Here is a 22,333-nt window from a genome sequence, read left to right as displayed (position 1 = left end):
GGCCAGCCCCTGCGCGGTCGAACGGCGCCTGGCCCAGTTCTCCAGCGTCAGCCGCTCGGCCTCCGACAACACGACAGGTTCCAACCGGGTATCGCCCATGCTCACAGGACAGCGCGAGCGCGTGACCTGCCGCAGGCAAACACCGCAATCTGAAACAGGCGACGCCTCACGTGGCGACCCACGGACTCAAAACCAGATCACTAGGTCGTGCGGACCACGCGGGATCCGACGAATTGACAGGGGCGAGTCCGGGCAGTGCACCTTACTCTGGGGCGATGAGCGCCCTTGAACCCCGGATAACCGAGTCCGCCGCCGCCCCGACCCCGCCGTCGGGCGGGATCCTGGGGCCGGCGTACCGGGCGCTGAGCGTCGGGATCATCTCCGTGATCTTCCTGATGGCCTTCGAGGCCACCGCCGTCGGGACCGCCATGCCCGTCGCCGCGCGCGAGCTGGACGGGATCGGGCTCTACGCCTTCGGCTTCTCCGCCTACTTCACCACCAGCCTCTTCGGCATGGTCCTGTCCGGCCAGTGGGCCGACCGGCAGGGGCCGCTGCGGCCGCTGACCGTCGGGATCGGGGCCTTCGCCGCCGGGCTGGTGTGTTCCGGGACCGCCGCCGTCATGGGGGTGTTCGTGCTCGGGCGGGCGCTCCAGGGGCTCGGGGGAGGGCTGGTGATCGTCGCGCTCTACGTCGTCGTCAGCCGGGCCTACGAGGAGCGGCTGCGGCCCGCGATCATGGCGGCCTTCGCCGCGGCCTGGGTGGTGCCGTCCATCGTCGGGCCGCTGGCCGCCGGGACCGTCACCGAGTACCTCGGCTGGCGGTGGGTGTTCCTCGGGATCCCCGTGCTGGTCGTGGTCCCGCTGATGGTGGCGCTGCCCGCGATCCGCCGGACCGCGTCCGGGCCGGTCGACTCCGGCGGGGCGGCGCCCGCGGCGTTCGACCGGCGGCGGATCCGGCTGGCCCTCGGGATCTCGGTGGGCGCCGGGCTGCTCCAGTACGCCGCGCAGGACCTGCGGTGGCCGTCGCTGCTGCCCGGGGTCGCCGGTGCGGCCCTGCTGGTGCCGGCGGTGCTGGGGCTGCTGCCGCGCGGGACGTACCGGGCGCGGCGCGGGCTGCCGTCCGTGGTGCTGCTGCGCGGGGTGGCGGCGGGGGCCTTCATCGGGGCGGAGAGCTTCGTGCCGCTGATGCTGGTCACCCAGCGCGGCCTCAGCCCGACCCTGGCCGGGTTCTCGCTGGCGCTGGGCGGGGTGACCTGGGCGCTCGGCTCGTGGGTGCAGTCCCAGGGGCGGACGGCGCCGTACCGGGAGCGGCTGATGGTGGCCGGGATGGTGATGGTGGCGTGCGCGATCGCCGCGGCCCCGGCGGTGCTGGCCGAGTCGGTGCCGGTGTGGACGCTGGCCCTGGCGTGGGCCGTGGGCTCCCTCGGCATGGGCCTGGTGATCGGCTCGACGAGCGTGCTGCTGCTCCAGCTGTCGGCGCCGGAGGAGGCCGGGGCGAACTCCGCCGCGCTCCAGATCTCCGACGCCCTGGCCAACGTGGTGCTGCTGGCGGCCGGCGGGGCGGCGTTCGCCGCGCTGGGCGGGGGAGCGGTGGGGGCCGCGCACGCGGTCGACGCGGCGGGCGGGGCCTCGCACCCGGCGGCCTTCCTGGTCGTGTTCCTGCCGATGGCCTGCGTGGCCCTGGCGGGGGCCTGGGTGGCCACCCGGCTGCACGAGCGGCCGGCGGCCGAAACCGGCTGACGCCGTCACCGGCCCGTCGTTACGCTGCGTACGTGAACGATCTTGTCATCCGGCTCTCCGACGCGGCGTACGCGGAGCTCGCCGACCTCGCCGACGCCACCGGCCGCACGCCCGAGGAGCACGCCCTGGAGGCCGTACGGGAGCACCTGCGCCGGGAGCGCGGGCGCGTCGGCGACGCCGCGGCCCGCCTGGCCCGGCTGCACGAGCCCCTCCTGAAGCGGCTCGGCGCATGACCGGGGCCGCCGCCGTGCGCCACCTCACCCTCGCCGAGGTCCTCGACCTGGCCCGGCACGCCTGCCTGGCCCAGGGGCAGCCGGTCGAGCTGCGCGCCCCCGGCCTGCTGGAGTCCGCCGTGCACCGGCCGAGGGCCCGCATGTACGGGACGCCCGCCTACGCGGACCCGTACGAGCAGGCCGCGGCGCTGCTCCACGGCATCGCGGTGAACCATCCCCTGGTCGACGGGAACAAGCGCACCGCCTGGCTCGCCGCCGCCACCTTCCTCGCCGTGAACGGGGCCGATCCGGCGGCCGTGGACCAGGACGCGGCCTACGCGCTGGTGGTCGACGTGGCCTCCGGCGCCGAGGCCCGGGTGCCGGTGATCGCCGACAGGCTGCGGGAGTTGGTCGCGGTGTGACGCTCGCCGCACTGCCCGAGGTCACGGGCCTGTCCCTCCGCGGGGGGTGGTGAGGCGCGGGTAAGGTGGCCCGGTTGTCCTGAGTACGACCGCCGCCGAGAGCCCGAACCGGAGACCGTGACTACTACCGCCTCCCACCACCTCTCACCCGCCTTCCCCGGCCGCGCGCCGTGGGGTACCGCCAGCAAGCTGCGTGCCTGGCAGCAGGGGGCCCTGGAGAAGTACGTCCAGACCCAGCCCCGGGATTTCCTCGCCGTCGCCACCCCCGGCGCCGGCAAGACCACCTTCGCGCTGACCCTGGCCTCCTGGCTGCTGCACCACCACGTGGTGCAGCAGGTGACCGTGGTCGCGCCGACCGAGCACCTGAAGAAGCAGTGGGCGGAAGCCGCCGCCCGCATAGGCATCCGGCTCGATCCCGAGTACTCGGCCGGGCCGCTCAGCAAGGACTACCACGGCGTCGCCGTCACCTACGCCGGTGTCGGCGTGCGGCCCATGCTGCACCGCAACCGCTGCGAGCAGCGCAAGACCCTGGTGATCCTCGACGAGATCCACCACGCGGGCGACTCCAAGTCCTGGGGCGAGGCCTGCCTGGAGGCCTTCGACCCGGCGACCCGCCGCCTGGCCCTGACCGGTACGCCCTTCCGGTCCGACACCAACCCGATCCCGTTCGTGACCTACGAGGAGGGCAACGACGGCATCCGCCGCTCCTCCGCCGACTACACGTACGGCTACGGCAACGCGCTGGGCGACGGCGTCGTCCGGCCCGTGATCTTCCTGTCCTACAGCGGCAACATGCGCTGGCGCACCAAGGCCGGCGACGAGATCGAGGCCCGCCTCGGCGAGCCGATGACCAAGGACGCCATCTCGCAGGCCTGGCGCACGGCGCTGGACCCGCGCGGCGACTGGATGCCGAACGTGCTGCGCGCCGCCGACCAGCGGCTGACGGAGGTCAGGAAGGGCATCCCGGACGCCGGCGGGCTCGTCATCGCCGCCGACCAGGACGCCGCGCGCGCGTACGCCAAGCTGATCCGCGAGATCACCGGGACCAAGCCGACCGTCGTGCTCTCCGACGACACCGGCGCGTCGAAGAACATCGACACCTTCAGCGCGAACGACGACCGCTGGATGGTCGCGGTCCGCATGGTGTCCGAGGGCGTCGACGTCCCCCGCCTCGCGGTGGGCGTGTACGCGACGACGATCTCGACCCCGCTGTTCTTCGCCCAGGCCGTCGGCCGCTTCGTGCGGTCGCGCAGGCGCGGCGAGACGGCCTCCGTGTTCCTCCCGACGATCCCCTACCTCCTCGGCTTCGCCAACGAGATGGAGGTCGAGCGCGACCACGTCCTGGACCGGCCGAAGAAGGCGGGCGAGGACGACGACCCGTACGCCGAGTCCGAGAAGGAGATGGAGGAGGCGAACCGGCAGGAGGACGAGGACACCGGCGAGGACGAGCAGATGTCCTTCGAGGCCCTCGAATCCGACGCCGTCTTCGACCGGGTGCTGTACGACGGTGCAGAGTTCGGCATGCAGGCGCACCCGGGCAGCGAGGAGGAGCAGGACTACCTCGGCATCCCGGGCCTGCTGGAGCCGGACCAGGTGCAGCTGCTGCTCCAGAAGCGGCAGTCGCGGCAGATCGCGCACAGCCGCCGCAAGCCGGACGCGGAGTCGGACCTGCTGGAGCTGCCGGCCGAGCGGCGGCCGGTGGTCTCCCACAAGGAGCTGCTGGAGCTGCGCAAGTCGCTGAACACGATGGTGGGCGCGTACGTCCACCAGAGCGGCAAGCCGCACGGGGTGATCCACACCGAGCTGCGCCGCGTCTGCGGCGGGCCGCCGAGCGCGGAGGCGACGGCGGGGCAGCTGAAGGAGCGGATCAAGAAGGTGCAGGAGTGGGCCACGCGGATGCGGTGAGCCTTCCGGCAGGGATGCGGAGCGGGGTCCGTGCGCGGTGCGCACGGACCCCGTTGCCGTAGGGCGTGGAGCCGGGTCAGCCGGTGACGCGGCGGCGACGGCCGGTGCCGGCGACCAGGGCCGCACCCATGGCCAGGGCCACACCGCCGGCGCCGAGCGCCCAGCTGGTGGCGGCGTCCGCACCGGTCTCGGCGAGCTGGCCGCCGGCGGTGGTGCCGGTGCCGGTGCCGCTGCCGGTGGTGTGGTCGACGATCGGCGTGGTGGTGCCGCCGCCGTTCGGCTTGGTGTCGTTGCCGCCACCGGTGTGGCCGCCACCGTTGTCGTGACCGCCGGTGCTGCCACCGGTGTTGCCACCCGTGTTGCCGCCGGTGTTGCCGCCGCCCTGGTCGGCGGCGGAGACGATCTTCGACTCGGCCCAGGCGGTCTTCGAGAAGGTCTCGTCCACGTTGCTGCCGCCGGAGACGGCGATGGCGATGTTGCCCTTGGGCGCGCCCGCGTTGAACTTGACGCGCACCTGGAGGCTCAGGCTCTTGGCCGGGATCTCCACGTCGTTGGTGAGCAGGGCGACGGGGGCGCCCCCGTCCATCATCTCGACGTCGTGCCAGCCGCCCTGGTAGTAGAGCTGAACGTGGACGTCCGTGGCCTTGAGCTCGAGCTCCTGGTCGGCAACGGCAAGGACGAGCACGTAGCTCTCCTGCGCCTTGCCCTTCGAGTTGTCGACCTTGACGGTGATGTTCGTCCAGTCGCCGCCGGCCTTGAAGGAGGCCGGAACACCGCTCAGGCCGAGGACCGGGCCCGTGGCCGCCGCGTCCTCGTCCTCGTCGTCCACCGACGGGGCGGGCTTGGCCGGAGCCGGGGCGGGCTTCTCGGCGGCGGGCTTGGCGGGCTTGGCGTCCTCGGCCAGGGCAGGGGTCTCGACGGCCGGCTTCGCCGTGTCCGCGGCCGGGGCGGCCGGGGTCTCGGCGGCGGCGGAGTCGCCCTTGGGGGCCGAGTCCGGGGTGGTGACGGCGGTGTTCTTCGCCTCGTCCGCCATCGCGGGCGTGGCCATGAGGACCGTCGGACCCACCACGGCGGCGGCGGCCACGACGGCCATGCGCTTCAGCTTCACTCGGTGCTTCTCCCCTGGTATGCGTGCGGGGCGCGTGTCGCCCCGACCCCCCTCAACATCTTTTTGAACACGATCAGAGTAGTGGGCATGTAAACCGATTTTCGGTCGGGTGACATTACGAATCGATACAGTCACGCGGCGAAAAGGGCCGAAACCGGCAGGAGGCGACCGGATTCTGGACGAGGCCTTCCGCTGAGCGGACCCGCTCGCTACTGTCCCCGCATCAGAACGCCCCGTGGCAGCGCCGCCGCGGGAGCGCAGCCGGTGCCATGGCCGCTACCGGCGGCCTCTCCGTGCGTCGCCGAGGGACCGGCAGCGCTGTACCCCATGAGAGTCACCGCCGTCCACCGACGACACAGAGGGAGAGGCGTCGTGACCGCGGAAACCTCCCAGACTCTCGACCGAGGGCTCAGAGTCCTCAAGCTGCTCGCCGACACCGACCACGGGCTGACCGTGACCGAGCTCTCCAACCGGCTCGGCGTCAACCGCACCGTGGTCTACCGCCTGCTGGCCACGCTGGAGCAGCACGCCCTGGTCCGCCGCGACCTCGGCGGCCGGGCCCGCGTCGGGCTCGGCGTGCTGCGGCTGGGCCGGCAGGTCCACCCGCTCGTGCGCGAGGCAGCCCTGCCCGCCCTGCGCTCGCTCGCCGAGGACATAGGGGCCACGGCGCACCTGACCCTGGTGGACGGTACGGAGGCGCTCGCCGTCGCCGTCGTCGAGCCCACCTGGACGGACTACCACGTCGCCTACCGGGCCGGCTTCCGCCACCCGCTGGACCGCGGCGCGGCCGGCCGGGCCATCCTGGCGGCCCGTCAGGGCTCGCTCATCGAGCCCGGCTACACGCTCACCCACGGCGAACTCGAAGCGGGCGCCAGCGGCGCCGCGGCGCCGCTGGTCGGCATCACCGGCCTGGAGGGCAGCGTCGGCGTCGTGATGCTCGCCGACGCCGTGCCGGAGCGGGTCGGGCCCCGCGTGGTCGACGCGGCCCGCGAGGTCGCCGACGCACTGCGCTGAGCCGGCGCCGGGACGTCCGCGCTGAGCCGGCGGCGGGACGCCCGCGCCGGGTCCGCCGGGACGCCCGCGCCGGGTCCGCCGGGACGCCGCGCCGGGTCCGCCGGGACGCCGCGCCGGTGTCCCGCTCCGGTGTCCGACGCCGGCGCCCGGCCTCCCGTGCCGGCGTCCCGCCGGTGGACGCGGCTGCGTGCGCGCGGGCCGGGCGGTGCGGGTCGGTAGATTGGCCGGGTGCTCTCTCGCCTCACACGTCTGCCGCGTCCCACCGCCCTGGCCGTCTGCGCCGCGCCCGTCGTCGCGCTGTTCGCCGTCGTGGCCCTCGCACCGCTGCCCTTCGTCGTGGCCGTCCCGGGTCCCACGGCCGACGTGCTGGGCTCCGACCAGGGCAAGCCGGTGATCACCGTCGCCGGCGCCCCGGTCCGGGACACCAAGGGCCAGCTGCGGATGACCACCATCCGGGCCACCGGTCCCTCCTCGACGATGCGCCTGCACGAGCTCGTCGACCACTGGTTCAGGACCGACGAGGCGGTCATGCCCAGGGAGGCCGTCTATCCCTCGGGCGGGAGCGACAAGCAGATCGAGCAGCACAACCTGGAGGAGATGACCCAGTCGCAGTCGGCCGCCGCGGCCGCGGCGCTCGGCTACCTCCACAAGGACCCCAAGTCGGTCAAGGTCGACCTCAACCTCGCCGACGTCGGCGGCCCGAGCGCCGGCCTGCTCTTCACCCTCGGCATCATCGACAAGATCGACGGCGATGGCAGCGGCGGCGACCTCACCGGCGGCCGCACGGTCGCCGGTACGGGGACCATCAGCGCCGACGGGACGGTCGGCGCGGTCGGCGGCGTCGGCCTGAAGACCCAGGCCGCGCGGCGCGACGGGGCGAGCGTCTTCCTCGTCCCGAAGGCCGAGTGCTCGGACGCGAAGTCCGAGCTGCCCGAAGGGCTTCAGCTGGTTCCCGTCACTTCGCTGACGGATGCGGTGAACGCGCTGCGGGCGCTGAACCGGGGTGGGGACGTCCCGTCCTGCTGACGGGGGGCGACGGCCTGGCGTCCATCTCCCGCCAGGCCGGGAAGAGGACCGGGCCCAGCGTGGTCAGCAGGTAGACGCCGCCGAAGGCGAGCAGGGCCCGGGTGATGCCGAGGCCGTCCACCAGGAGGCCCGCCGCCAGGCCGCCCATCGGCATGGCCAGCTCGCACCCCGCCGTGGTCACGCCGGAGACCCGGCTGCGCAGCTCCTCGGGCACCCTCTCGAAGACCACCGTCGTCAGGACGGGGTTCAGCACGCCCGCGCCCAGTCCCGCCAGGGCCATGGTCACCGCGAGGGGGAGCGGGGTGTCGGTGACGGCGGCGACCGCGTAGCGGGTGGCGCCGGAGAGCAGGAAGGCGCCCGCGAACACCGCCCGGCGCGGGAAGCGTTCGCCCCACACCCCGTAGAGGAGGGCGCCGAGCAGGGCGAAGCCGCCGAACAGGGAGATCATCAGGCCGAGGGCGGTGGCCCCGCCGAGGGCCTCACGGCCGTGGACGGGGAGGAGGACGGAGGACCAGCCCTGGTCGAGGCCGTTGGTCGTCATCGCCATGAGGGTGATGCCCAGCAGCAGCCGTGAGCGGGTCAGGAACCGCCAGCCCTCGGCGAGTTCGGCACGGTAGGCGGCGAACGAGGTCTTCTCCGCGGAGCGTTGGGGATCGGCCGCCGGAACCCCGCGCAGGAAGGCGGAGACCAGCAGGGCCGAGACCGCGAAGGTGGCCGCGTCCACCAGCAGCACGGACTCCGCGCCGAGGGCGGCGATCAGCAGGCCGGCGACCGCGGCGCCGATCATCCGGGCCCCGCGCGAGACGGCGTCGTAGAGGCTCGCGGCCCGGGCGACGGTGGTGCCCGCGTGCTCGGCGAGGCTGGGCAGCAGTACGGAGCGGGCGGTCAGGCCGGGGGTGTGCACGAGGCCGCCGAGGGCCATGAGCGCGCACAGCATCCAGAACTCCAGCAGCCCCGCGTAGTGCAGCAGCGGGATCGCCCCGACCGAGGCGGCGCAGACCAGGTCGGAGGCGGCCGAGACGCGGCGGCGGCCGATCCGGTCGATGACCGGGCCGCCGACCAGGGCCGCGACGACGATGGGCAGGGTGGCGCAGAAGGCGACGATCCCGGCCCGCCCGGCGCTGCCCGTGGTCTGGAGCACGAACCACGGGACGCCGATCATGGTGAGGGAACTGCCCGCGATGGAGACGGTGTTGGCGGCCAGGACGGCCGCGAAGGGCCGCCGGCTCATACGGCGTGCCGCTGGACGCGGGCGGGGGCGGGCCGGGACTGGAGCAGCCGGTTCCCGGCGGCGACCAGGGCCTCGCCGAGCCGGTTGCGCAGGGCGGCGGACGCGGTGGGGAGGGCCGCCGGGGCGGCTTCGCGGGCGAGGCGCAGGGCGGCCCCCGCGGCGGCGAGTTCGGCGGTGCGGGCGGCGTGGATCCGGGTGTGCGTGAAGGCGTGCATGACAGGACTCCTTCGGAGCGGGCGGGGAAGGGGGTGGGGGCGGTGCGGGAACGGTGGGGGAGCGGTGGGGCTACGCGCGGCCGCGGCGCGGGAAGGCGTGCGTGTGGAGGCGGACCGTCTCGGTGTCCTCGGCCTGCGGCAGGTCGCGGTAGCTGTTCACCAGGTCGTGCATCTTGTGGATCAGTTCGGTGGCCTGGGCGGGGGTCAGGCGGAGCGTGAAGTCGCTCATGTCCGAAGAGGAGCGCCATTCCCTCGGCCAGGTGTGGGAGTCGCCGAGCCAGGTGGTGAGCTCCTGGGTGTGGATGGTGGCGATCTCGTGGAGGAAGGCGTCGGCGGCGCCGCGCGTCTGCGGGTCGCTCTCGTCGTACATCAGCGTCTCGTCGAAGGCCGTGCCCTGGTGGACCGCCTGCCACCAGCGCTCGCGGCCCTTGCCGTGCCCGGGTGCGTCCTCGACGAAGCCGTGGGCGGCGAGCTGGCGCAGGTGGTAGCTGGTGGCGCCGCTGGACTCGCCGAGCCGCTCGGCCAGTTGGGAGGCGGTGGCCGGTCCCTCGTGGCGCAGGGCGGCCAGCATGCGCATGCGCAGCGGGTGGGCGAGGCCGCGCAGGGAGCGGGCGTCGAGCGTGCGGACCGTGGGCTGCACGGGCTGCACGGGCTGGGCCGGCTGCCGCGGGGTTTCGTCGTTGTCGGGCATGGCTCAACCGTAGGCTTGCAAAGAGTTCTATGCAAGCCTTTCTTTGCAAGCTTTTCTTTGGATGTCGTCAGCGGTCCCCGGCCGCCTGCTCCACCAGCGGGATGATCCGCAGGGGCACCGGGTTCTCCATGACGATCGCCGTCGACGCCCGGACGATCCCCTCGAAGCCGACCACCCGGTCGATGACCCGCTGGAGGTCGGCGTTGGAGCGGGCCACCAGCCGGCACAGCATGTCCCCGTGCCCGGTGGTCGTGTGCAGCTCCAGCACCTCCGGCACCCCCGCCAGGTGGGCCCGTACGTCCGCGCCCTGCCCCTGCTTGATCTCCAGCGTGGCGAAGGCCGTCACCGGATAGCCCAGGGCCGCCGGGTCCACCTGCGGCCCGAAGCCGCGGATCACCCCGTTCGACTGGAGCCGGTCCAGCCGCGCCTGCACGGTGCCCCGCGCCACCCCGAGCCGGCGCGAGGCCTCCAGGACCCCGATCCGCGGTTCGCGCGCCAGCAGCACGATCAACCGTCCGTCGAGTTCGTCGATGGCCATGGAAACCTTCCCTCGATCGGCTGGTCATACTGCACAGATCTCTCAGTCATCCTCGGGCCGCGCTGGGCAATCTGTACAGCGGAAATGGAAACTATTGCGCAGCTTGTGGAACGGCGGGACGCTGCGCACATGACTGAGACCCTGGACACCACCCCGCAGACCGCGCGTGAGGCAGACCCCTTCCCGGTGAAGGGCATGGACGCGGTCGTCTTCGCCGTCGGCAACGCCAAGCAGGCCGCGCACTACTACTCGACCGCCTTCGGCATGAAGCTCGTCGCCTACTCCGGACCGGAGAACGGCAGCCGGGAGACCGCCAGCTACGTCCTGACCAACGGCTCCGCACGCTTCGTCCTGACCTCGGTCATCAAGGCGACGACCGACCACGGCCGCTTCATCGCCGAGCACGTCGCCGAGCACGGTGACGGCGTCATCGACCTCGCCATCGAGGTCCCCGACGTGCGCGCCGCCTACGCGTACGCCGTCGAGCAGGGCGCCCGCGGGCTCGACGAGCCGTACGAGGTCAAGGACGAGCACGGCACCGTCGTGCTGGCCGCGATCGCCACGTACGGCCAGACCCGCCACACGCTCGTCGAGCGCGTCGACTACACCGGCCCCTACCTGCCCGGCTACGTGGCGCGCGAGCCGCTGGTCGCGGCGCCGGCCAAGCGCACCTTCCAGGCGATCGACCACTGCGTCGGCAACGTCGAGCTCGGCCGCATGAACGAGTGGGTCGGGTTCTACAACAAGGTCATGGGCTTCACGAACATGAAGGAGTTCGTGGGCGACGACATCGCGACCGAGTACTCGGCGCTGATGTCCAAGGTCGTCGCGGACGGCACCAAGAAGGTCAAGTTCCCGATCAACGAGCCGGCGATCGCGAAGAAGAAGTCGCAGATCGACGAGTACCTCGAGTTCTACAACGGCCCCGGCGTGCAGCACATCGCGCTGGCCTCGAACGACATCGTCGCCACCGTGCGCGCCATGCGCGCGGCGGGCGTCGAGTTCCTGTCCGTGCCGGACACGTACTACGACACGCTCGGCGAGTGGGTCGGAGACACGCGCGTCCCGATCGACGAGCTGCGCGAGCTGAAGATCCTCGCGGACCGGGACGAGGACGGGTACCTGCTGCAGATCTTCACCAAGCCGGTGCAGGACCGTCCGACCGTGTTCTTCGAGATCATCGAGCGCCACGGGTCGATGGGCTTCGGCAAGGGCAACTTCAAGGCCCTGTTCGAGGCCATCGAGCGGGAGCAGGAGAAGCGGGGCAACCTGTAGGTCGCGGGTCCCCGGGCCGGGCGGAGCCCCCGGGAACGGTGGAAGGGCGGGTCGGGGACCTCGCCTCGCCCCACCTCACCTCCCCGAGGGGCTCGGCTTCGGCTTCGCCGGGGCCGGCTTCGCGGGCTGCGCCGCAGGCCTCGGCTTCGGCCGGGGCTTCGGCAGCTCCGGGGCCACCCACGGCGTGCGCGGCTGCATGTTCTCCGGGCCGCCCGGCGCCGGCTGGCCGATCGAGGCCAGGGCCTCCTTCGCCAGCGGGCCGCGGACCGGCGAGAAGAGCGGGTTCGTCCGCTCGACCTCCTGGAGGTGCCGCCGCGCCGCCGCCTCGTCCCCCAGGCCCTGCTCCACCACCGCCCGGTGGTACGCGAACTCCGCGCTCCGCAGCCCCGGCTCCGTGGCCTTCTTCGCGTACTCCAGCGCCGCCGTGTCCTCCCCGCTGCGGTGCAGCGCCCACCCCAGCGCGTCGGCCACCTGCACGCTCTTGTGCCGCTCCCACTCCGCCGACAGCCGGCGCACCGCCACCGCCGGGTCGCCGTGGTCCGCCTCGAACAGGCCCAGCACCACCTCCTGGTCGACCCCGTCCGCCGTGCTCCGCGCCGCCAGCGCCGACACCGCCTCGTACTGCGCCCGCGCCTCCTGCGGCCGCCCCAGCGAATCCAGCAGCTCGCCCAGCTCCAGCGCCAGCCGCGGCAGCGGCGTACGCCCCAGCGCCAGCCGGTAGTCGCGCACCGCCTCCCCGCCCCGCCCCAGCGCCGCCAGTGCCCGCGCCCGACCCCCCAGCGCCTCCGCCTGCGCCGGGTCCGTGCGCTGCGCGGCCTCGTACTGGCGCAGCGCCTCCGCCGGGTCGCCCCGCTCCCAGGCCAGCTCCCCGAGCCGGAACAGCACGTACGCCTTCTCCGCCGGGGACTTCGCCGCACCCCCCGCCGCCTCCAGCGACACCACCGCGTCCTCGCGCCAGCCCCGGTCCCGGTAGACCTGCGCGGCCCTCAGGTGCCCGGCCAGCCCCGGCCGCAGCTCCAGCAGCCGGTCCATCGCCTTCTGCGCGCCCTTGTAGTCGCCCAGGCCCGTGTACGCGTCCACGAGGACCGGGTACGCCGTCCAGCGCTGCGGCGACTGCGCCCGGACCAGCTCGCCCCACTTGCGGGCCGTCGCGAAGTCCCCCCGGGCGCCCGCCAGAGCGCCCATGCCCGTCATCGCGTCGAGGTTGCCCTTCTCCGCGGGCCGCACCTCCAGCGACCGCTTCAGGGCCCGCTCCGCCTTCGGGAACCAGCCGGAATCGGCCGTCCGCCGCGCCTGCTCCAGGTACGCCGAACCGAGCACCGCCCACGAAGCGTCGTCGTCCGGATGCCCGGCGAGCCACTTCTCCCGGTCCGCCACCAGCGCCGTCAGGTCCACCGCCGCCACCGGGGCGCCCATGCCCACCGCCGACGCGGCCCGCTCGCTCGGCCCCGGAGGACGCGCGTCGTCGCCCGTGCGGGCGGGGCGGATCAGCAGGGTCGCGGCGATCAGGACCACCGTCACCGCGGCCGCCACCACCGTCTTGCGGCCGGTGAACGTCACGGGCGGCGCGGGCTGCGGGGAATGCTCGTCGAAACCGTCCATGCGCTCACTGTGCGTCAATATGAAGAGGCCGCCCGGGTGTCCGAAGCCCACCGCAGCCGTGTTCACACCGATGGCCCCGGCTGCCACTCTGGCCCCATGGACGACGACCTCGCCCCTCCGCACCCCGGTCTCCTCGCGCGGCTGCGCGAGGGCCTCCCGCCCGAAGCGGTCCTCACCGACCCCCAGGTGACCGCCTCGTACGCCACCGACATGGCCGGCTTCTGCCCCGCCGGCACCCCGGCCGCCGTCGTCCTGCCGCGGACCGTGGAGCAGGTGCGGCACGTGATGCGCACCGCGACCGCCCTACGGGTCCCCGTGGTCCCCCAGGGCGCCCGTACGGGCCTCTCCGGGGCCGCCAACGCCTCCGACGGCTGCATCGTCCTGTCCCTCGTGAGGATGGACCGGATCCTGGAGGTCTCCGCCGTCGACCGGATCGCCGTCGTCGAGCCGGGCGTGGTCAACGCGGTCCTCTCCCGGGCCGTCGCCGAACAGGGCCTGTACTACCCGCCCGACCCCTCCAGCTGGGAGCAGTGCACGATCGGCGGCAACATCGGCACCGCCTCGGGCGGGCTGTGCTGCGTCAAGTACGGGGTCACCGCCGAGTACGTGCTCGGCCTGGACGTGGTCCTGGCCGACGGGCGGCTGCTGCGCACCGGGCGGCGCACCGCCAAGGGGGTCGCCGGATATGACCTGACCCGGCTCTTCGTGGGCTCCGAGGGCAGCCTGGGCGTGGTCGTGGGCGCCGTCCTGGCGCTGCGGCCGGCGCCGCCGCGGCAGCTGGCGCTGGCGGCCGAGTTCCCGTCCGTCGCGGCCGCCTGCGACGCCGTCTGCGCCGTCATGGAGGCAGGCCTGGTCCCCTCGCTGCTGGAGCTGATGGACCGCACGACCGTCCGCGCCGTCAACGCCCTCGGCAGGATGGGCCTGCCCGACAGCACGGAGGCGCTGCTGCTGGCCGCCTTCGACACCCCGGACGCGCCCGCCGACCTCGCCGCCGTCGGCGAACTGTGCACGGCCGCCGGGGCGAGTGCCGTCGTACCCGCCGAGGACGAGGCGGAGTCGGAACTCCTGCTCCAGGCCCGGCGGATGTCCCTGACCGCCCTGGAGGCCCTGCGGCCCGCGACGATGATCGACGACGTCTGCGTGCCCCGGTCGAGGCTCGCCGAGATGCTGGACGGCACGGCCGCCATCGCGCGGACGTACGACCTCCTCATCGGCGTCTGCGCGCACGCGGGCGACGGCAACACCCACCCGGTCGTCTGCTTCGACCCCGCGGACGAGGACGAGGCGCGGCGGGCCCGGGAGTCCTTCGACGAGATCATGGCCCTCGGGCTGGCCCTGGGCGGGACCATCACCGGCGAGCACGGCGTCGGGGTGCTGAAGAAGGAATGGCTGGCCCGCGAACTCGGGCCGGTCGGCCTGGAGATGCAGCGCGCCGTCAAGCGGGCCTTCGACCCGCTCGGGCTGATGAACCCCGGCAAGCTCTTCTGACGGGCCGCCCGTACGGGTCGGGGCCTGCGTGTCCGTGGGGGTGCGCATCACAGGTCGCCGTCCGCGGTCTCGTCCGAGGGCCACGGGTCGCGCAGCCACAGCTCGTCGACCGGGGTCGGGGTGAGCAGTTCGGCCAGCGCCTCGTCCAGGCGCAGCCGCTCCGCCTCGCTCCCGGGCGGCACCACGCGCAGGGTGCGCTCCAGCCAGGCCGACACCGCGCCGGCCGGGGCCTCCAGGAGGGCGTCGCCGTCGGGGGAGCTGAGCGCCATGCACAGCACGGACTCCCCGTCGACCTTCGTGGGCCAGATCCGGACGTCCCCGTGGCCGCAGGGGCGGAACACCCCCTCGACGAGCAGCTCGCGGGCGAAGGTCCAGTTGACCGGGGTGCTGGTGCCGATGTGGAAGGTGATGTGCACGGCGTAGGGGTCGTCGGTGAGGTAGAGCAGCTTCGCGGGGACGCGGATGCCGCGTTCGGGGGACAGGACGAGCTTGAGCTCCAGCTCGCGCTCGATGACGGGGTGGTGGTGCACGGGGGCCTCACTTCGGTGCGTCGGTTGCGGGCGCGGGGCGCGGACGGCCCCACGTCCGGAGGGAGCGCCCGTGTGCCCGGGTATGACGCGACTTCCGGCACCGGTTCGAAGATTGGCCGAAATCTTTAGGTTGGCTGAAAACGATCGGTTGGGGCGGAGGCGGGGTCGCGACCGGGCCGGGGTCGGGGTGAGGTTCGCTCAAAGGCTTGGAATCTGCCGTTACCGGACCTGGCGGGAGGGGGTTCTTGGCTATGGTCCTCCCCTTGGGTCCTCCCCTGCACAAGCCTTGAGCCACGATCGGAGTTGGGGACATTGACGGCCTCCCCTGGTGACGGCGAGCACGCGGCCCGCGAGGGCTACTACCCCGATCCGTCCATCCCCGGGTACGTCCGGTACTGGAACGGCGCCGCCTGGGTCCCGGGTACCAGCCGTCCCGCCCCCGCCCCCGCCCCGGTGGAGGAGACGGGGCCGGTGTTCCTCGACGAGACCTCCGCGACCGAGGCCCTGCCGGACCCCGGCCCCGGCCCCGGTCACCGGCCACCGGCACGGGACCACGCGCCGGCGCCGGCCTGGCAGGCGGATCCCGCGCACCAGGCAGGGTTCGGCGGGCCCCGCGACGTCCGGGTCTCCTGGGGCGGCCCGGACGTCGGGGAGCCCGAGGACGCCCGGCCCGCCGGGATCTCCCTGGCCCGCCCGGCCGCCGCGCCCGCCGGACGGCGGCTGCCCGCGCAGGCCGCCGCCGAGAGCGTGGGCATCCTCCCCGCCCGCCCGTCCGCCTGGCCGGAAGCCCCGGGCACGGGCGTCTCGGGCCTCACGTCCAGCTGGCCCGAGGCCACGGCCCGGGCCGCCGCCCCGCCCCGCTCCCCGGAACGTCCCGCGCCCCCGGCGGACGCCGCCGCTCCGGCCGGCTCGTCCGGCCCGGGCGGGGCCGGCGGGGCCGGCCGGGCCGGGAGTCCGGCCCGGGCGTGGCCGGCCGCTCCGGCGGCTCCCGCTCCCGATCCGGCGGAGGACGCCGACCGGGAGTGGCCCGGGGCCCAGGCTCCGGCCGGACGGTCCGCCCGGGCGTGGTCCGCCGCACCGGCCGCCGGTCCGGCGCAGGCCCCGGCTCCGGCGGGGGAGTCCGCACGGGCGGACTCCCACCCGGGCACGCACCCCGGCCCCGGTGCCGCCCCCGCGCCGGGCCGGTCCGACGCCCCGGCTCCGGCCTCGGGGCGGTGGCCCGAGCCCTCGGGGGCCCCGGCCGGCCCCGCCCGGGTTCCGGCCCCGGCCTCCGGCCGGGCGGCGGCCTCCGGCTCGGGCGCGCGGGCCGGAGGCCAGGACCCGGCGCGGCCCGCCCCCGGTGCCCGTGCCGGTGCGGGCACGGCCCCTGCGGGGTCCGCCGCGCACGCTCCCGCCACCGCGCACGCCCCCTCGTCCGCCCCCGCCGCGGCGCCCGAGCGGGAGGACGCCCGGGCCCTCTTCGAGCGCATGGCGGAGCGCGCCGTACGGCCCGCCGGGCTGGTGCGGCGGGGGCTGGCCCGGGGCCTGGACTCGCTCGTCCTCGCCGGGGTGGCCGTCGCCGCCGCGCTGCCCCTCGTACCGGGGGTGACGGCCCATCTCCAGGCCAAGGTCGACGCCGCCCGGGCCGGCGGGCGCACCACCACCGTGTGGCTGCTCGACGCCACCACCGCCGGCCGGCTGGGCCTCGTCCTGGCCGCCGTCCTGCTGTTCGGGGTGTTCTACGAGGCCCTGCCCACCGCCCGCTGGGGCCGCACCCCCGGCAAGAAGCTGTGCGGGGTGCGGGTGCTGACCACCGCCGGCCTGCGCCCGCCCGGCTTCGGCGCGGCCCTGCTCCGCTGGCTCCTCTACGCGCTCCTCGGCCTGCCGGGCAGCCTCTGGTGCCTGGTCGACCGCCCGCGCCGGCAGGCCTGGCACGACAAGGCCGCCGGGACGTACGTGGCCCGCTGACCCCCGGGCGCGGACCCGTCGCCCGGACGGACACCGCCGCGTTGCGGGGGTGGCGGGACCGGGTTCGACTCGGGCCATGAGCACCGACCAGCCGCCGCCGGGCGAGCCGCCCGAGGACGACCCGTTCCTCAAGAAGCCCCAGGAACCGACGCCCCCGTCCAGCGGTTCGCCGTACGGCTCCCCACCCCCGCCGAGCGGTTCGCCGTACGGCTCCCCACCCCCGCCGAGCGGTTCGCCCTACGGCTCCCCGCCCCCGCCCGGCGGTCCGGCGGGCGGCGGCGCCCCGCCCCCGCCCGCAGGCCCGCCCGGGGGCGGCTACCCGCCCCCGCCGCCCCCGTACGGCGGCTACGGCGTGCCGGACCCGCTCGCCGGCATGCCCCCGCTGGCGGACATGGGCAAGCGGCTCGTCGCCCGCATCATCGACGTGCTGGTCGTGCTCATCCCGCTCTGGCTGATCCTCTTCGCCGTCGGCGTCGCGCTCCCCACCGACACCGACCAGAGCGGGGAGCTGACCGACAGCGCCTCCCGATGGCTCGGCGGCGCCTTCCTGCTGTGGTGGCTGCTCTACATCGCCGCCTTCATCGGCTACGACTGGTTCTTCACGCACAAGGGCGGCCAGACCCTCGGCAAGAAGGCGATGCGCCTGCGGGTGGCCATGCTCGACAACGGCAGCGTGCCCCCCTCCGGCGCCGCCGCCGGCCGGGCGGCCACCCTGTGGGTGCCGTTCTTCCTGTGCTGCGGCCTGTGGTGGGTCATCGTGGGCATCTCGATCCTGGTCGACAAGCCCTACCAGCAGGGCCTGCACGACAAGGCCGCCAAGACCGTGGTGGTCTCGGTGCCCTGAGCCGGGCTCAGGACACGACCGTGCGCGTCCGCGCAGGCGGCTCAACGGTGGACGGAGTGCTCCACGGGGGCCGTCCGGGGCTCCGGCACCCGGGCGGCGGCGGGCTCCCCGTCCGGGGCCGCGGCCACGGGAGCGGTCTGCCGGCCGCGGCGCGCGGCGGCGTGCCGGCCGCGGCGGCGCGGGAGGGGCACGGTGAGGGCGACCAGCAGCCCGAGGGCGAGCGCGGCGGCGGAGATCACCGCGACCCCGATCCCCGTACTCGTCTGCGAGAGCAGCAGCATGGCGATCGTCGACACGATGACGGTGGCGGAGCCGTAGGCGAGCTGTGCGGCAGTCGGACGCGGCATGACGTGTTCCGTCCTCGGAGGCGGCAGGTGCGGGGGTGCGTCGGCTCGGAGTCGGCCCGACGGTCGCGCGCGCCGGATGACCCATAGGACGGGATGCCCGAGGAGGGGCACGGGTAAGCGTGACCTTACCCACGGTGTCAGGGGCACAGGGGGGCGCACGGGGTCACAAACCGGGTCGCAACCGGCAGCCGGGCGGCGGCGGGAGGTCCCTTCGCCCCGGAAGGCCCCGATGACGTCAAACGTCCGAATAGCGGAACTCGCTGACCGCATAGTGCAGTTGTAAGGAAGAAGTCAAGGTCTGTCTTTTCTTTAGACTCTCCGGTCAAATGTCGTCACTTGAGACGCGCGCCGCGCGGAACCCCCCGCTCCTATGGAGACGTTCCGACCCTTCGTCGCGGCCGCGGGAGGGGAACGACATCAAGTGACCGGCAATTCCGCAAGGCGTCGCGCGATGCGCGCCGCCGTCGTCGGCGTGACCATGGCGGCCACGGCCGCCTCGGGCGCCTTCTTCGCCACGGCCCAGGCCACGAACACCAGTTGGGGCGACGTACCCGCCTCGGGCAAGCAGGACCCGACCGCTCCTGCGCAGGAGAAGGTCAAGCACGACCTGGAGACCCCGTTCAGCAAGCAGCAGGCGCAGGCGCGCGAGGCTGCCCTTGACCAGGTGCTGTCGGGCAAGAAGCAGGTCGAGCAGCGCGGTGCCTCGAAGGTCGTCAAGCTCGACGACAAGAAGTACGTCGAGCTCGGCCGCGAGAAGACCGACAAGATCTTCACCATCCTCGTCGACTTCGGCGACCAGGTCGACAACACGACCATGTTCGACCCGGACGGCCCGGACGGCCCGAAGCCGCCGCAGCCCAAGTACGGGGGCACGCCCGGCCCGCTGCACAACCAGATCGCGCAGCCCGACCGCGCGAGCAACAACAGCACCGCCTGGCGCAAGGACTTCAGCCGCGACTACTTCCAGGACCTGTACTTCGGTACCGGCCAGGGCAAGAACTCGCTGAAGACCTACTACGAGAAGACCTCCTCGGGCCGCTACTCGGTCGACGGCCAGGTCGCCGACTGGGTCAAGATCCCGTGGAACGAGGCCCGTTACGGCTCGAACTACTGCGGCCAGACCAACTGCTCCAACGTGTGGGACGCCGTCCGCGACGGTGTGAACGCGTGGGTGGAGGCCCAGAAGAAGGCCGGCAAGTCCGACGCCGACATCAAGGCCACGCTGGCGCAGTACGACCAGTGGGACCGCAACGACTACGACGGCGACGGCAACTTCAACGAGCCCGACGGCTACATCGACCACTTCCAGATCGTCCACGCGGGCGAGGACGAGTCGGCCGGCGGCGGCGTGCAGGGCACGAACGCGCTGTGGGCGCACCGCTGGTACGCGTACGGCACCGACAAGGGCAAGACCGGCCCCGCCAACAACAAGGCCGGCGGCACCCAGATCGGCGACACCGGCATGTGGGTCGGCGACTACACGATGCAGCCGGAGAACGGCGGCCTCGGCGTCTTCGCACACGAGTACGGCCACGACCTCGGTCTGCCGGACCTCTACGACACCTCCGGCGGCGGCGAGAACTCGGTCGGCTTCTGGTCCCTGATGTCGGCGGGCTCCTGGCTCGGCGAGGGCAAGGACTCCATAGGCGACCTCCCGGGCGACATGACCGCCTGGGACAAGCTCCAGCTGGGCTGGCTGAACTTCGACAAGGCAACGGCCGCGACGAAGTCCACGCACAAGCTGGGTGTCTCGGAGTACAACACCAAGGACAAGCAGGCGCTGGTCGTCGAGCTGCCGAAGAAGCAGGTCAAGACCGACATCGTCGCTCCCGCCGAGGGTTCCTCGCAGTGGTGGAGCCAGATGGGTGACGACCTCGAGAACACCCTGACCCGCTCCGTCGACCTGACGGGCAAGAAGTCCGCGGCCCTGTCCCTCAAGGGCTGGTGGGACATCGAGCAGGACTACGACTTCCTCTACACCGAGGTGTCCACGGACGGCGGCGCCACCTGGCACGCGCTGGCCGGCACCGCCGACGGCGCGGCCATCCCGGCCGACGCCTCCGGCAGCGCCTCGCTGACCGGCGCCTCCGGCGCCTGGAAGTCCCTGAACTTCCCGCTCGACGCCTACGCGGGCCAGAAGATCAGCCTCCGCTTCCGCTACCAGACGGACGGCGGCGCGGGCGGCAAGGGCTTCACGGCCGACGCCGTCACCCTGACCGCCGACGGTGCGGCGCTGTTCACCGACGGTGCCGAGAACGGCGACAACGGCTGGACCGGCAAGGGGTTCGAGCGGGTCGGCGCGAGCTTCACCAAGGAGTACCCGCAGTACTACATCGCGGAGAACCGCCGCTACGTCTCGTACGACTCCACCCTCAAGGTGGGCCCGTACAACTTCGGCTGGGCCAACTCGAAGCCGAACTGGGTCGAGCACTACCCGTACCAGGACGGTCTGCTGATCTGGCTGTGGGACAAGTCGCAGAAGGACAACAACACGAGCCAGCACCCCGGCTCGGGTCTGATCCTGCCGATCGACGCCAACGCCAAGCCGATGAAGTGGGCCGACGGCACCCTGCTGCGCAACAAGATCCAGCCGTACGACGCCCCGTTCAGCGCCTACTCGACGGACGCGTTCACCCTGCACAAGAACGGCGAGTCGCTCTTCGTCAAGCCGAAGCCGGCCAACCTGGTCTTCGACGACCACAAGGGCAAGTACTACTACGACGAGAACCCGACCGGTTCGGTGAAGGTCGCTGACACCAACACCAAGATCAAGATCGCGAAGGAGACCTACGACGGTCTCCAGATGACGATCGAGGTCGGCCCCTCCGGCAAGTAGTCCGGCAAAGCCGCAGGTCAAAGCATGATCGGCCGTCGCCCCCTAGCGGGCGGCGGCCGATCGCGTTTAGATGCACGGACGACTGTTCTTATTGACGGGGGAGCTGGGGATCATGCCAGGTGGAGGTTTCGTCAGATTGCCGGGCGGCAGCGTCGTGGTCGCGCTGACGCTGCCGAGGCCGTCCGGCGAGGGCGGGAACGTCCGCGTGCTGGTGCACGCCGCGAACCGGGCCCGCGCCCTGACCAGGCTGCGGAACCTCGGCATGCGGGCGGTGTACCTGCGCGGCAACGCCCAGCCGCCGACCCCGGACGAGATCACGGCCGTCCTCCACCACCCGGACGGCCTGCTGTGGCGGGGCGCCCCGGACGCCGCGGCGGAGCTGTGGCACCCGATCCGGGCCCTGCTGGGGAACTAGGCCCTGTCACGGCGGCCCGCCGCGGCGCCCCTACGGCCCCGCCGGAGCCCTGTGGCGCCCCTACGGCCCCGCCGGAGCCCTGTGGCGCCCCGGCGGCCGGAAGCACGCCCCGGGCGCGCCCAGGGGCGGCCGGGGGCCTTCGCGGCCCGGCCGGCGGGCGCCCGCCCGGCGCCCGCGCGGGGCGCGCCGGGCGTCAGTCGTGGGCGCGGGCCGGGCGTCAGTCGTGGGCGCGGGCCGGCGCGGTGCCGACGAGGGTCACTCCGGCCGCCCGGAGCTCCTCCAGGGCCTTCTCGGTGGTGTGCGGGGCCACGGCGGCCGTCAGGTCGAGCAGGACGCGGGTGGTGAACCCCTCGCGGGCCGCGTCGAGGGCGGTGGCGCGGACGCAGTGGTCGGTGGCGATGCCGACCACGTCGACCTCGTCCACCTGCCGCTCGCGCAGCCACCGGGCGAGTCCCTCGCCGTTCTCGTCGGAGCCCTCGAACCCGCTGTACGCGGCCTCGTACGCCCCCTTGTCGAAGACGGCGGCGACGGCCCCCGAGGCGACGGCGGGCGCGAAGTTCGGGTGGAACCCGACGCCCTCGGTCCCGGCGACGCAGTGCACGGGCCAGGAGTTCTCGTAGTCCGGCTCCGCCGGGGGGCGGGCGAAGTGCGGTCCGGGGTCGATGTGGTGGTCGCGCGTCGCCACGACGTGCCGGTAGCCGGCGGTGGCGTTCCCGATCAGCTCGGTGATCGCGGCGGCGACGTCGGCCCCGCCGGTGACCGCGAGGCTGCCGCCTTCGCAGAAGTCGTTCTGTACGTCGACGACGATCAGTGCGCGGTGCATGTCGCGTGCCCTTCGGCTCGGTGTGGATGGTCGTACGGTGCGGCGCGTCGGGCCCTGCGGGGGCTCTTCCCCCACCCCGCCCCTTCCCGAAACGGGGGCCGCGCACCCGTCGCCCCGGCCGGCCG

At 73.7% G+C, this 22,333-nt stretch carries 21 protein-coding genes; 12 read left to right on the top strand and 9 right to left on the bottom strand.

Annotated features, from left to right (window positions below; all coding sequences use genetic code 11):
• Positions 1-275: 275 nt before the first annotated feature.
• The 4 genes from ACIRBY_RS29820 (at position 276) to ACIRBY_RS29805 (ending at position 4,278) form a co-directional block, all read left to right on the top strand.
• Positions 276-1,739, top strand: a complete 1,464-nt coding sequence (locus ACIRBY_RS29820) for an MFS transporter (RefSeq protein ID WP_403906262.1) — start codon at positions 276-278, stop codon at positions 1,737-1,739.
• Between the two features lie 32 nt (positions 1,740-1,771).
• On the top strand, positions 1,772-1,972 hold the full coding sequence (locus ACIRBY_RS29815; protein WP_403906260.1) for a hypothetical protein: 201 nt from the start codon (positions 1,772-1,774) through the stop codon (positions 1,970-1,972).
• Positions 1,969-2,373, top strand: coding sequence for a type II toxin-antitoxin system death-on-curing family toxin (locus tag ACIRBY_RS29810; protein ID WP_403906259.1), 405 nt, complete (start codon positions 1,969-1,971; stop codon positions 2,371-2,373). The genes ACIRBY_RS29815 and ACIRBY_RS29810 overlap by 4 nt, the downstream gene beginning before the upstream one ends.
• 117 nt (positions 2,374-2,490) lie before the next feature.
• Positions 2,491-4,278, top strand: coding sequence for a DEAD/DEAH box helicase (locus ACIRBY_RS29805; RefSeq protein WP_366452226.1), 1,788 nt, complete (start codon positions 2,491-2,493; stop codon positions 4,276-4,278).
• A 76-nt stretch (positions 4,279-4,354) separates the two neighbouring features.
• Here ACIRBY_RS29805 and ACIRBY_RS29800 read toward each other — a convergent pair whose 3' ends face one another.
• The gene (locus tag ACIRBY_RS29800) at positions 4,355-5,386 is read right to left on the bottom strand and encodes a hypothetical protein (RefSeq protein ID WP_403906256.1); all 1,032 of its coding nucleotides are present in this window, start codon (positions 5,384-5,386) and stop codon (positions 4,355-4,357) included.
• A gap of 372 nt (positions 5,387-5,758) precedes the next feature.
• Between ACIRBY_RS29800 and ACIRBY_RS29795 the strand changes: the two genes are divergently transcribed.
• Together ACIRBY_RS29795 and ACIRBY_RS29790 are read left to right on the top strand one after the other, a co-directional pair.
• On the top strand, positions 5,759-6,400 hold the full coding sequence (locus ACIRBY_RS29795) for an IclR family transcriptional regulator (protein ID WP_007264382.1): 642 nt from the start codon (positions 5,759-5,761) through the stop codon (positions 6,398-6,400).
• 228 nt (positions 6,401-6,628) lie between these two features.
• Complete coding sequence (locus ACIRBY_RS29790) at positions 6,629-7,426, top strand: S16 family serine protease (RefSeq protein ID WP_403906253.1); 798 nt, start codon at positions 6,629-6,631, stop codon at positions 7,424-7,426.
• Here ACIRBY_RS29790 and ACIRBY_RS29785 read toward each other — a convergent pair.
• From ACIRBY_RS29785 to ACIRBY_RS29770, 4 genes are all read right to left on the bottom strand, one after another.
• Positions 7,356-8,657, bottom strand: coding sequence for an MFS transporter (locus ACIRBY_RS29785; RefSeq protein ID WP_403906251.1), 1,302 nt, complete (start codon positions 8,655-8,657; stop codon positions 7,356-7,358). The two genes, ACIRBY_RS29790 and ACIRBY_RS29785, sit on opposite strands and share 71 nt — an antisense overlap.
• Entirely contained in the window at positions 8,654-8,872 is a 219-nt protein-coding gene (locus ACIRBY_RS29780; protein ID WP_403906249.1) for a hypothetical protein, read from the bottom strand. Before ACIRBY_RS29780 ends, ACIRBY_RS29785 begins: the two co-directional genes overlap by 4 nt.
• Positions 8,873-8,942: 70 nt before the next feature.
• A complete protein-coding gene (locus tag ACIRBY_RS29775) occupies positions 8,943-9,563 on the bottom strand; it encodes an ArsR/SmtB family transcription factor (protein ID WP_403906247.1) in 621 nt (206 codons plus the stop codon).
• Between the two features lie 67 nt (positions 9,564-9,630).
• A complete protein-coding gene (locus ACIRBY_RS29770; protein ID WP_403906245.1) occupies positions 9,631-10,101 on the bottom strand; it encodes an Lrp/AsnC family transcriptional regulator in 471 nt (156 codons plus the stop codon).
• A 129-nt stretch (positions 10,102-10,230) separates the two neighbouring features.
• Here ACIRBY_RS29770 and hppD point away from each other — a divergent pair, with 129 nt between their 5' ends.
• Positions 10,231-11,376: a 4-hydroxyphenylpyruvate dioxygenase gene (gene hppD / locus ACIRBY_RS29765; RefSeq protein WP_403906243.1), complete on the top strand. Its 1,146-nt coding sequence runs from the start codon at positions 10,231-10,233 to the stop codon at positions 11,374-11,376.
• A gap of 75 nt (positions 11,377-11,451) precedes the next feature.
• Here the strand turns inward: hppD and ACIRBY_RS29760 are convergent, their stop codons facing one another.
• The gene (locus ACIRBY_RS29760) at positions 11,452-12,978 is read right to left on the bottom strand and encodes a tetratricopeptide repeat protein (protein WP_403906240.1); all 1,527 of its coding nucleotides are present in this window, start codon (positions 12,976-12,978) and stop codon (positions 11,452-11,454) included.
• Between the two features lie 96 nt (positions 12,979-13,074).
• On the opposite strand from ACIRBY_RS29760, the gene ACIRBY_RS29755 reads away from it, so the two are divergent.
• Positions 13,075-14,466: an FAD-binding oxidoreductase gene (locus ACIRBY_RS29755; protein ID WP_403906238.1), complete on the top strand. Its 1,392-nt coding sequence runs from the start codon at positions 13,075-13,077 to the stop codon at positions 14,464-14,466.
• Between the two features lie 47 nt (positions 14,467-14,513).
• On the opposite strand, the gene ACIRBY_RS29750 is transcribed toward ACIRBY_RS29755, so the two are convergent.
• Positions 14,514-14,996 carry an SsgA family sporulation/cell division regulator gene (locus tag ACIRBY_RS29750; RefSeq protein ID WP_403906235.1) on the bottom strand — a complete coding sequence of 161 codons (483 nt, stop codon included), beginning with the start codon at positions 14,994-14,996 and terminating at the stop codon, positions 14,514-14,516.
• A 312-nt stretch (positions 14,997-15,308) separates the two neighbouring features.
• Here ACIRBY_RS29750 and ACIRBY_RS29745 point away from each other — a divergent pair, with 312 nt between their 5' ends.
• Positions 15,309-16,943 (top strand): RDD family protein, encoded by a 1,635-nt coding sequence (locus tag ACIRBY_RS29745; RefSeq protein WP_403906234.1) that lies wholly within the window; start codon positions 15,309-15,311, stop codon positions 16,941-16,943.
• 76 nt (positions 16,944-17,019) lie between these two features.
• On the top strand, positions 17,020-17,787 hold the full coding sequence (locus ACIRBY_RS29740; protein ID WP_403906232.1) for an RDD family protein: 768 nt from the start codon (positions 17,020-17,022) through the stop codon (positions 17,785-17,787).
• A 41-nt stretch (positions 17,788-17,828) separates the two neighbouring features.
• Here the strand turns inward: ACIRBY_RS29740 and ACIRBY_RS29735 are convergent, their stop codons facing one another.
• Positions 17,829-18,134, bottom strand: a complete 306-nt coding sequence (locus ACIRBY_RS29735; RefSeq protein ID WP_403906230.1) for a hypothetical protein — start codon at positions 18,132-18,134, stop codon at positions 17,829-17,831.
• A 451-nt stretch (positions 18,135-18,585) separates the two neighbouring features.
• Between ACIRBY_RS29735 and ACIRBY_RS29730 the strand changes: the two genes are divergently transcribed.
• Both ACIRBY_RS29730 and ACIRBY_RS29725 read left to right on the top strand, forming a co-directional pair.
• Positions 18,586-20,970, top strand: coding sequence for an immune inhibitor A domain-containing protein (locus ACIRBY_RS29730; protein ID WP_403906228.1), 2,385 nt, complete (start codon positions 18,586-18,588; stop codon positions 20,968-20,970).
• 112 nt (positions 20,971-21,082) lie between these two features.
• Positions 21,083-21,385, top strand: a complete 303-nt coding sequence (locus tag ACIRBY_RS29725; protein ID WP_403906225.1) for a hypothetical protein — start codon at positions 21,083-21,085, stop codon at positions 21,383-21,385.
• Between the two features lie 217 nt (positions 21,386-21,602).
• Here ACIRBY_RS29725 and ACIRBY_RS29720 read toward each other — a convergent pair whose 3' ends face one another.
• Complete coding sequence (locus tag ACIRBY_RS29720) at positions 21,603-22,208, bottom strand: nicotinamidase (RefSeq protein ID WP_403906223.1); 606 nt, start codon at positions 22,206-22,208, stop codon at positions 21,603-21,605.
• Positions 22,209-22,333: the final 125 nt, after the last annotated feature.

Source organism: Streptomyces sp. NPDC096136 (assembly GCF_044763325.1).
In the GTDB taxonomy this organism is placed as follows: Bacteria; Actinomycetota; Actinomycetes; order Streptomycetales; family Streptomycetaceae; genus Streptomyces.
Note: the sequence above shows the minus strand (reverse complement) of the source record. Positions and strands in the feature narration are given on the sequence as shown.

Coding starts and splice junctions, on each gene's coding strand:
- ACIRBY_RS29770 (WP_403906245.1), bottom strand. CDS start 10,101: ATGGCCATCGACGAACTCGACGGACGGTTGATCGTGCTGCTGGCGCGC.
- ACIRBY_RS29785 (WP_403906251.1), bottom strand. CDS start 8,657: ATGAGCCGGCGGCCCTTCGCGGCCGTCCTGGCCGCCAACACCGTCTCC.
- ACIRBY_RS29760 (WP_403906240.1), bottom strand. CDS start 12,978: ATGGACGGTTTCGACGAGCATTCCCCGCAGCCCGCGCCGCCCGTGACG.
- ACIRBY_RS29720 (WP_403906223.1), bottom strand. CDS start 22,208: ATGCACCGCGCACTGATCGTCGTCGACGTACAGAACGACTTCTGCGAA.
- ACIRBY_RS29730 (WP_403906228.1), top strand. CDS start 18,586: ATGCGCGCCGCCGTCGTCGGCGTGACCATGGCGGCCACGGCCGCCTCG.
- ACIRBY_RS29820 (WP_403906262.1), top strand. CDS start 276: ATGAGCGCCCTTGAACCCCGGATAACCGAGTCCGCCGCCGCCCCGACC.
- ACIRBY_RS29735 (WP_403906230.1), bottom strand. CDS start 18,134: ATGCCGCGTCCGACTGCCGCACAGCTCGCCTACGGCTCCGCCACCGTC.
- ACIRBY_RS29810 (WP_403906259.1), top strand. CDS start 1,969: ATGACCGGGGCCGCCGCCGTGCGCCACCTCACCCTCGCCGAGGTCCTC.
- ACIRBY_RS29740 (WP_403906232.1), top strand. CDS start 17,020: ATGAGCACCGACCAGCCGCCGCCGGGCGAGCCGCCCGAGGACGACCCG.
- ACIRBY_RS29725 (WP_403906225.1), top strand. CDS start 21,083: ATGCCAGGTGGAGGTTTCGTCAGATTGCCGGGCGGCAGCGTCGTGGTC.
- hppD (WP_403906243.1), top strand. CDS start 10,231: ATGACTGAGACCCTGGACACCACCCCGCAGACCGCGCGTGAGGCAGAC.
- ACIRBY_RS29755 (WP_403906238.1), top strand. CDS start 13,075: ATGGACGACGACCTCGCCCCTCCGCACCCCGGTCTCCTCGCGCGGCTG.
- ACIRBY_RS29780 (WP_403906249.1), bottom strand. CDS start 8,872: ATGCACGCCTTCACGCACACCCGGATCCACGCCGCCCGCACCGCCGAA.
- ACIRBY_RS29775 (WP_403906247.1), bottom strand. CDS start 9,563: ATGCCCGACAACGACGAAACCCCGCGGCAGCCGGCCCAGCCCGTGCAG.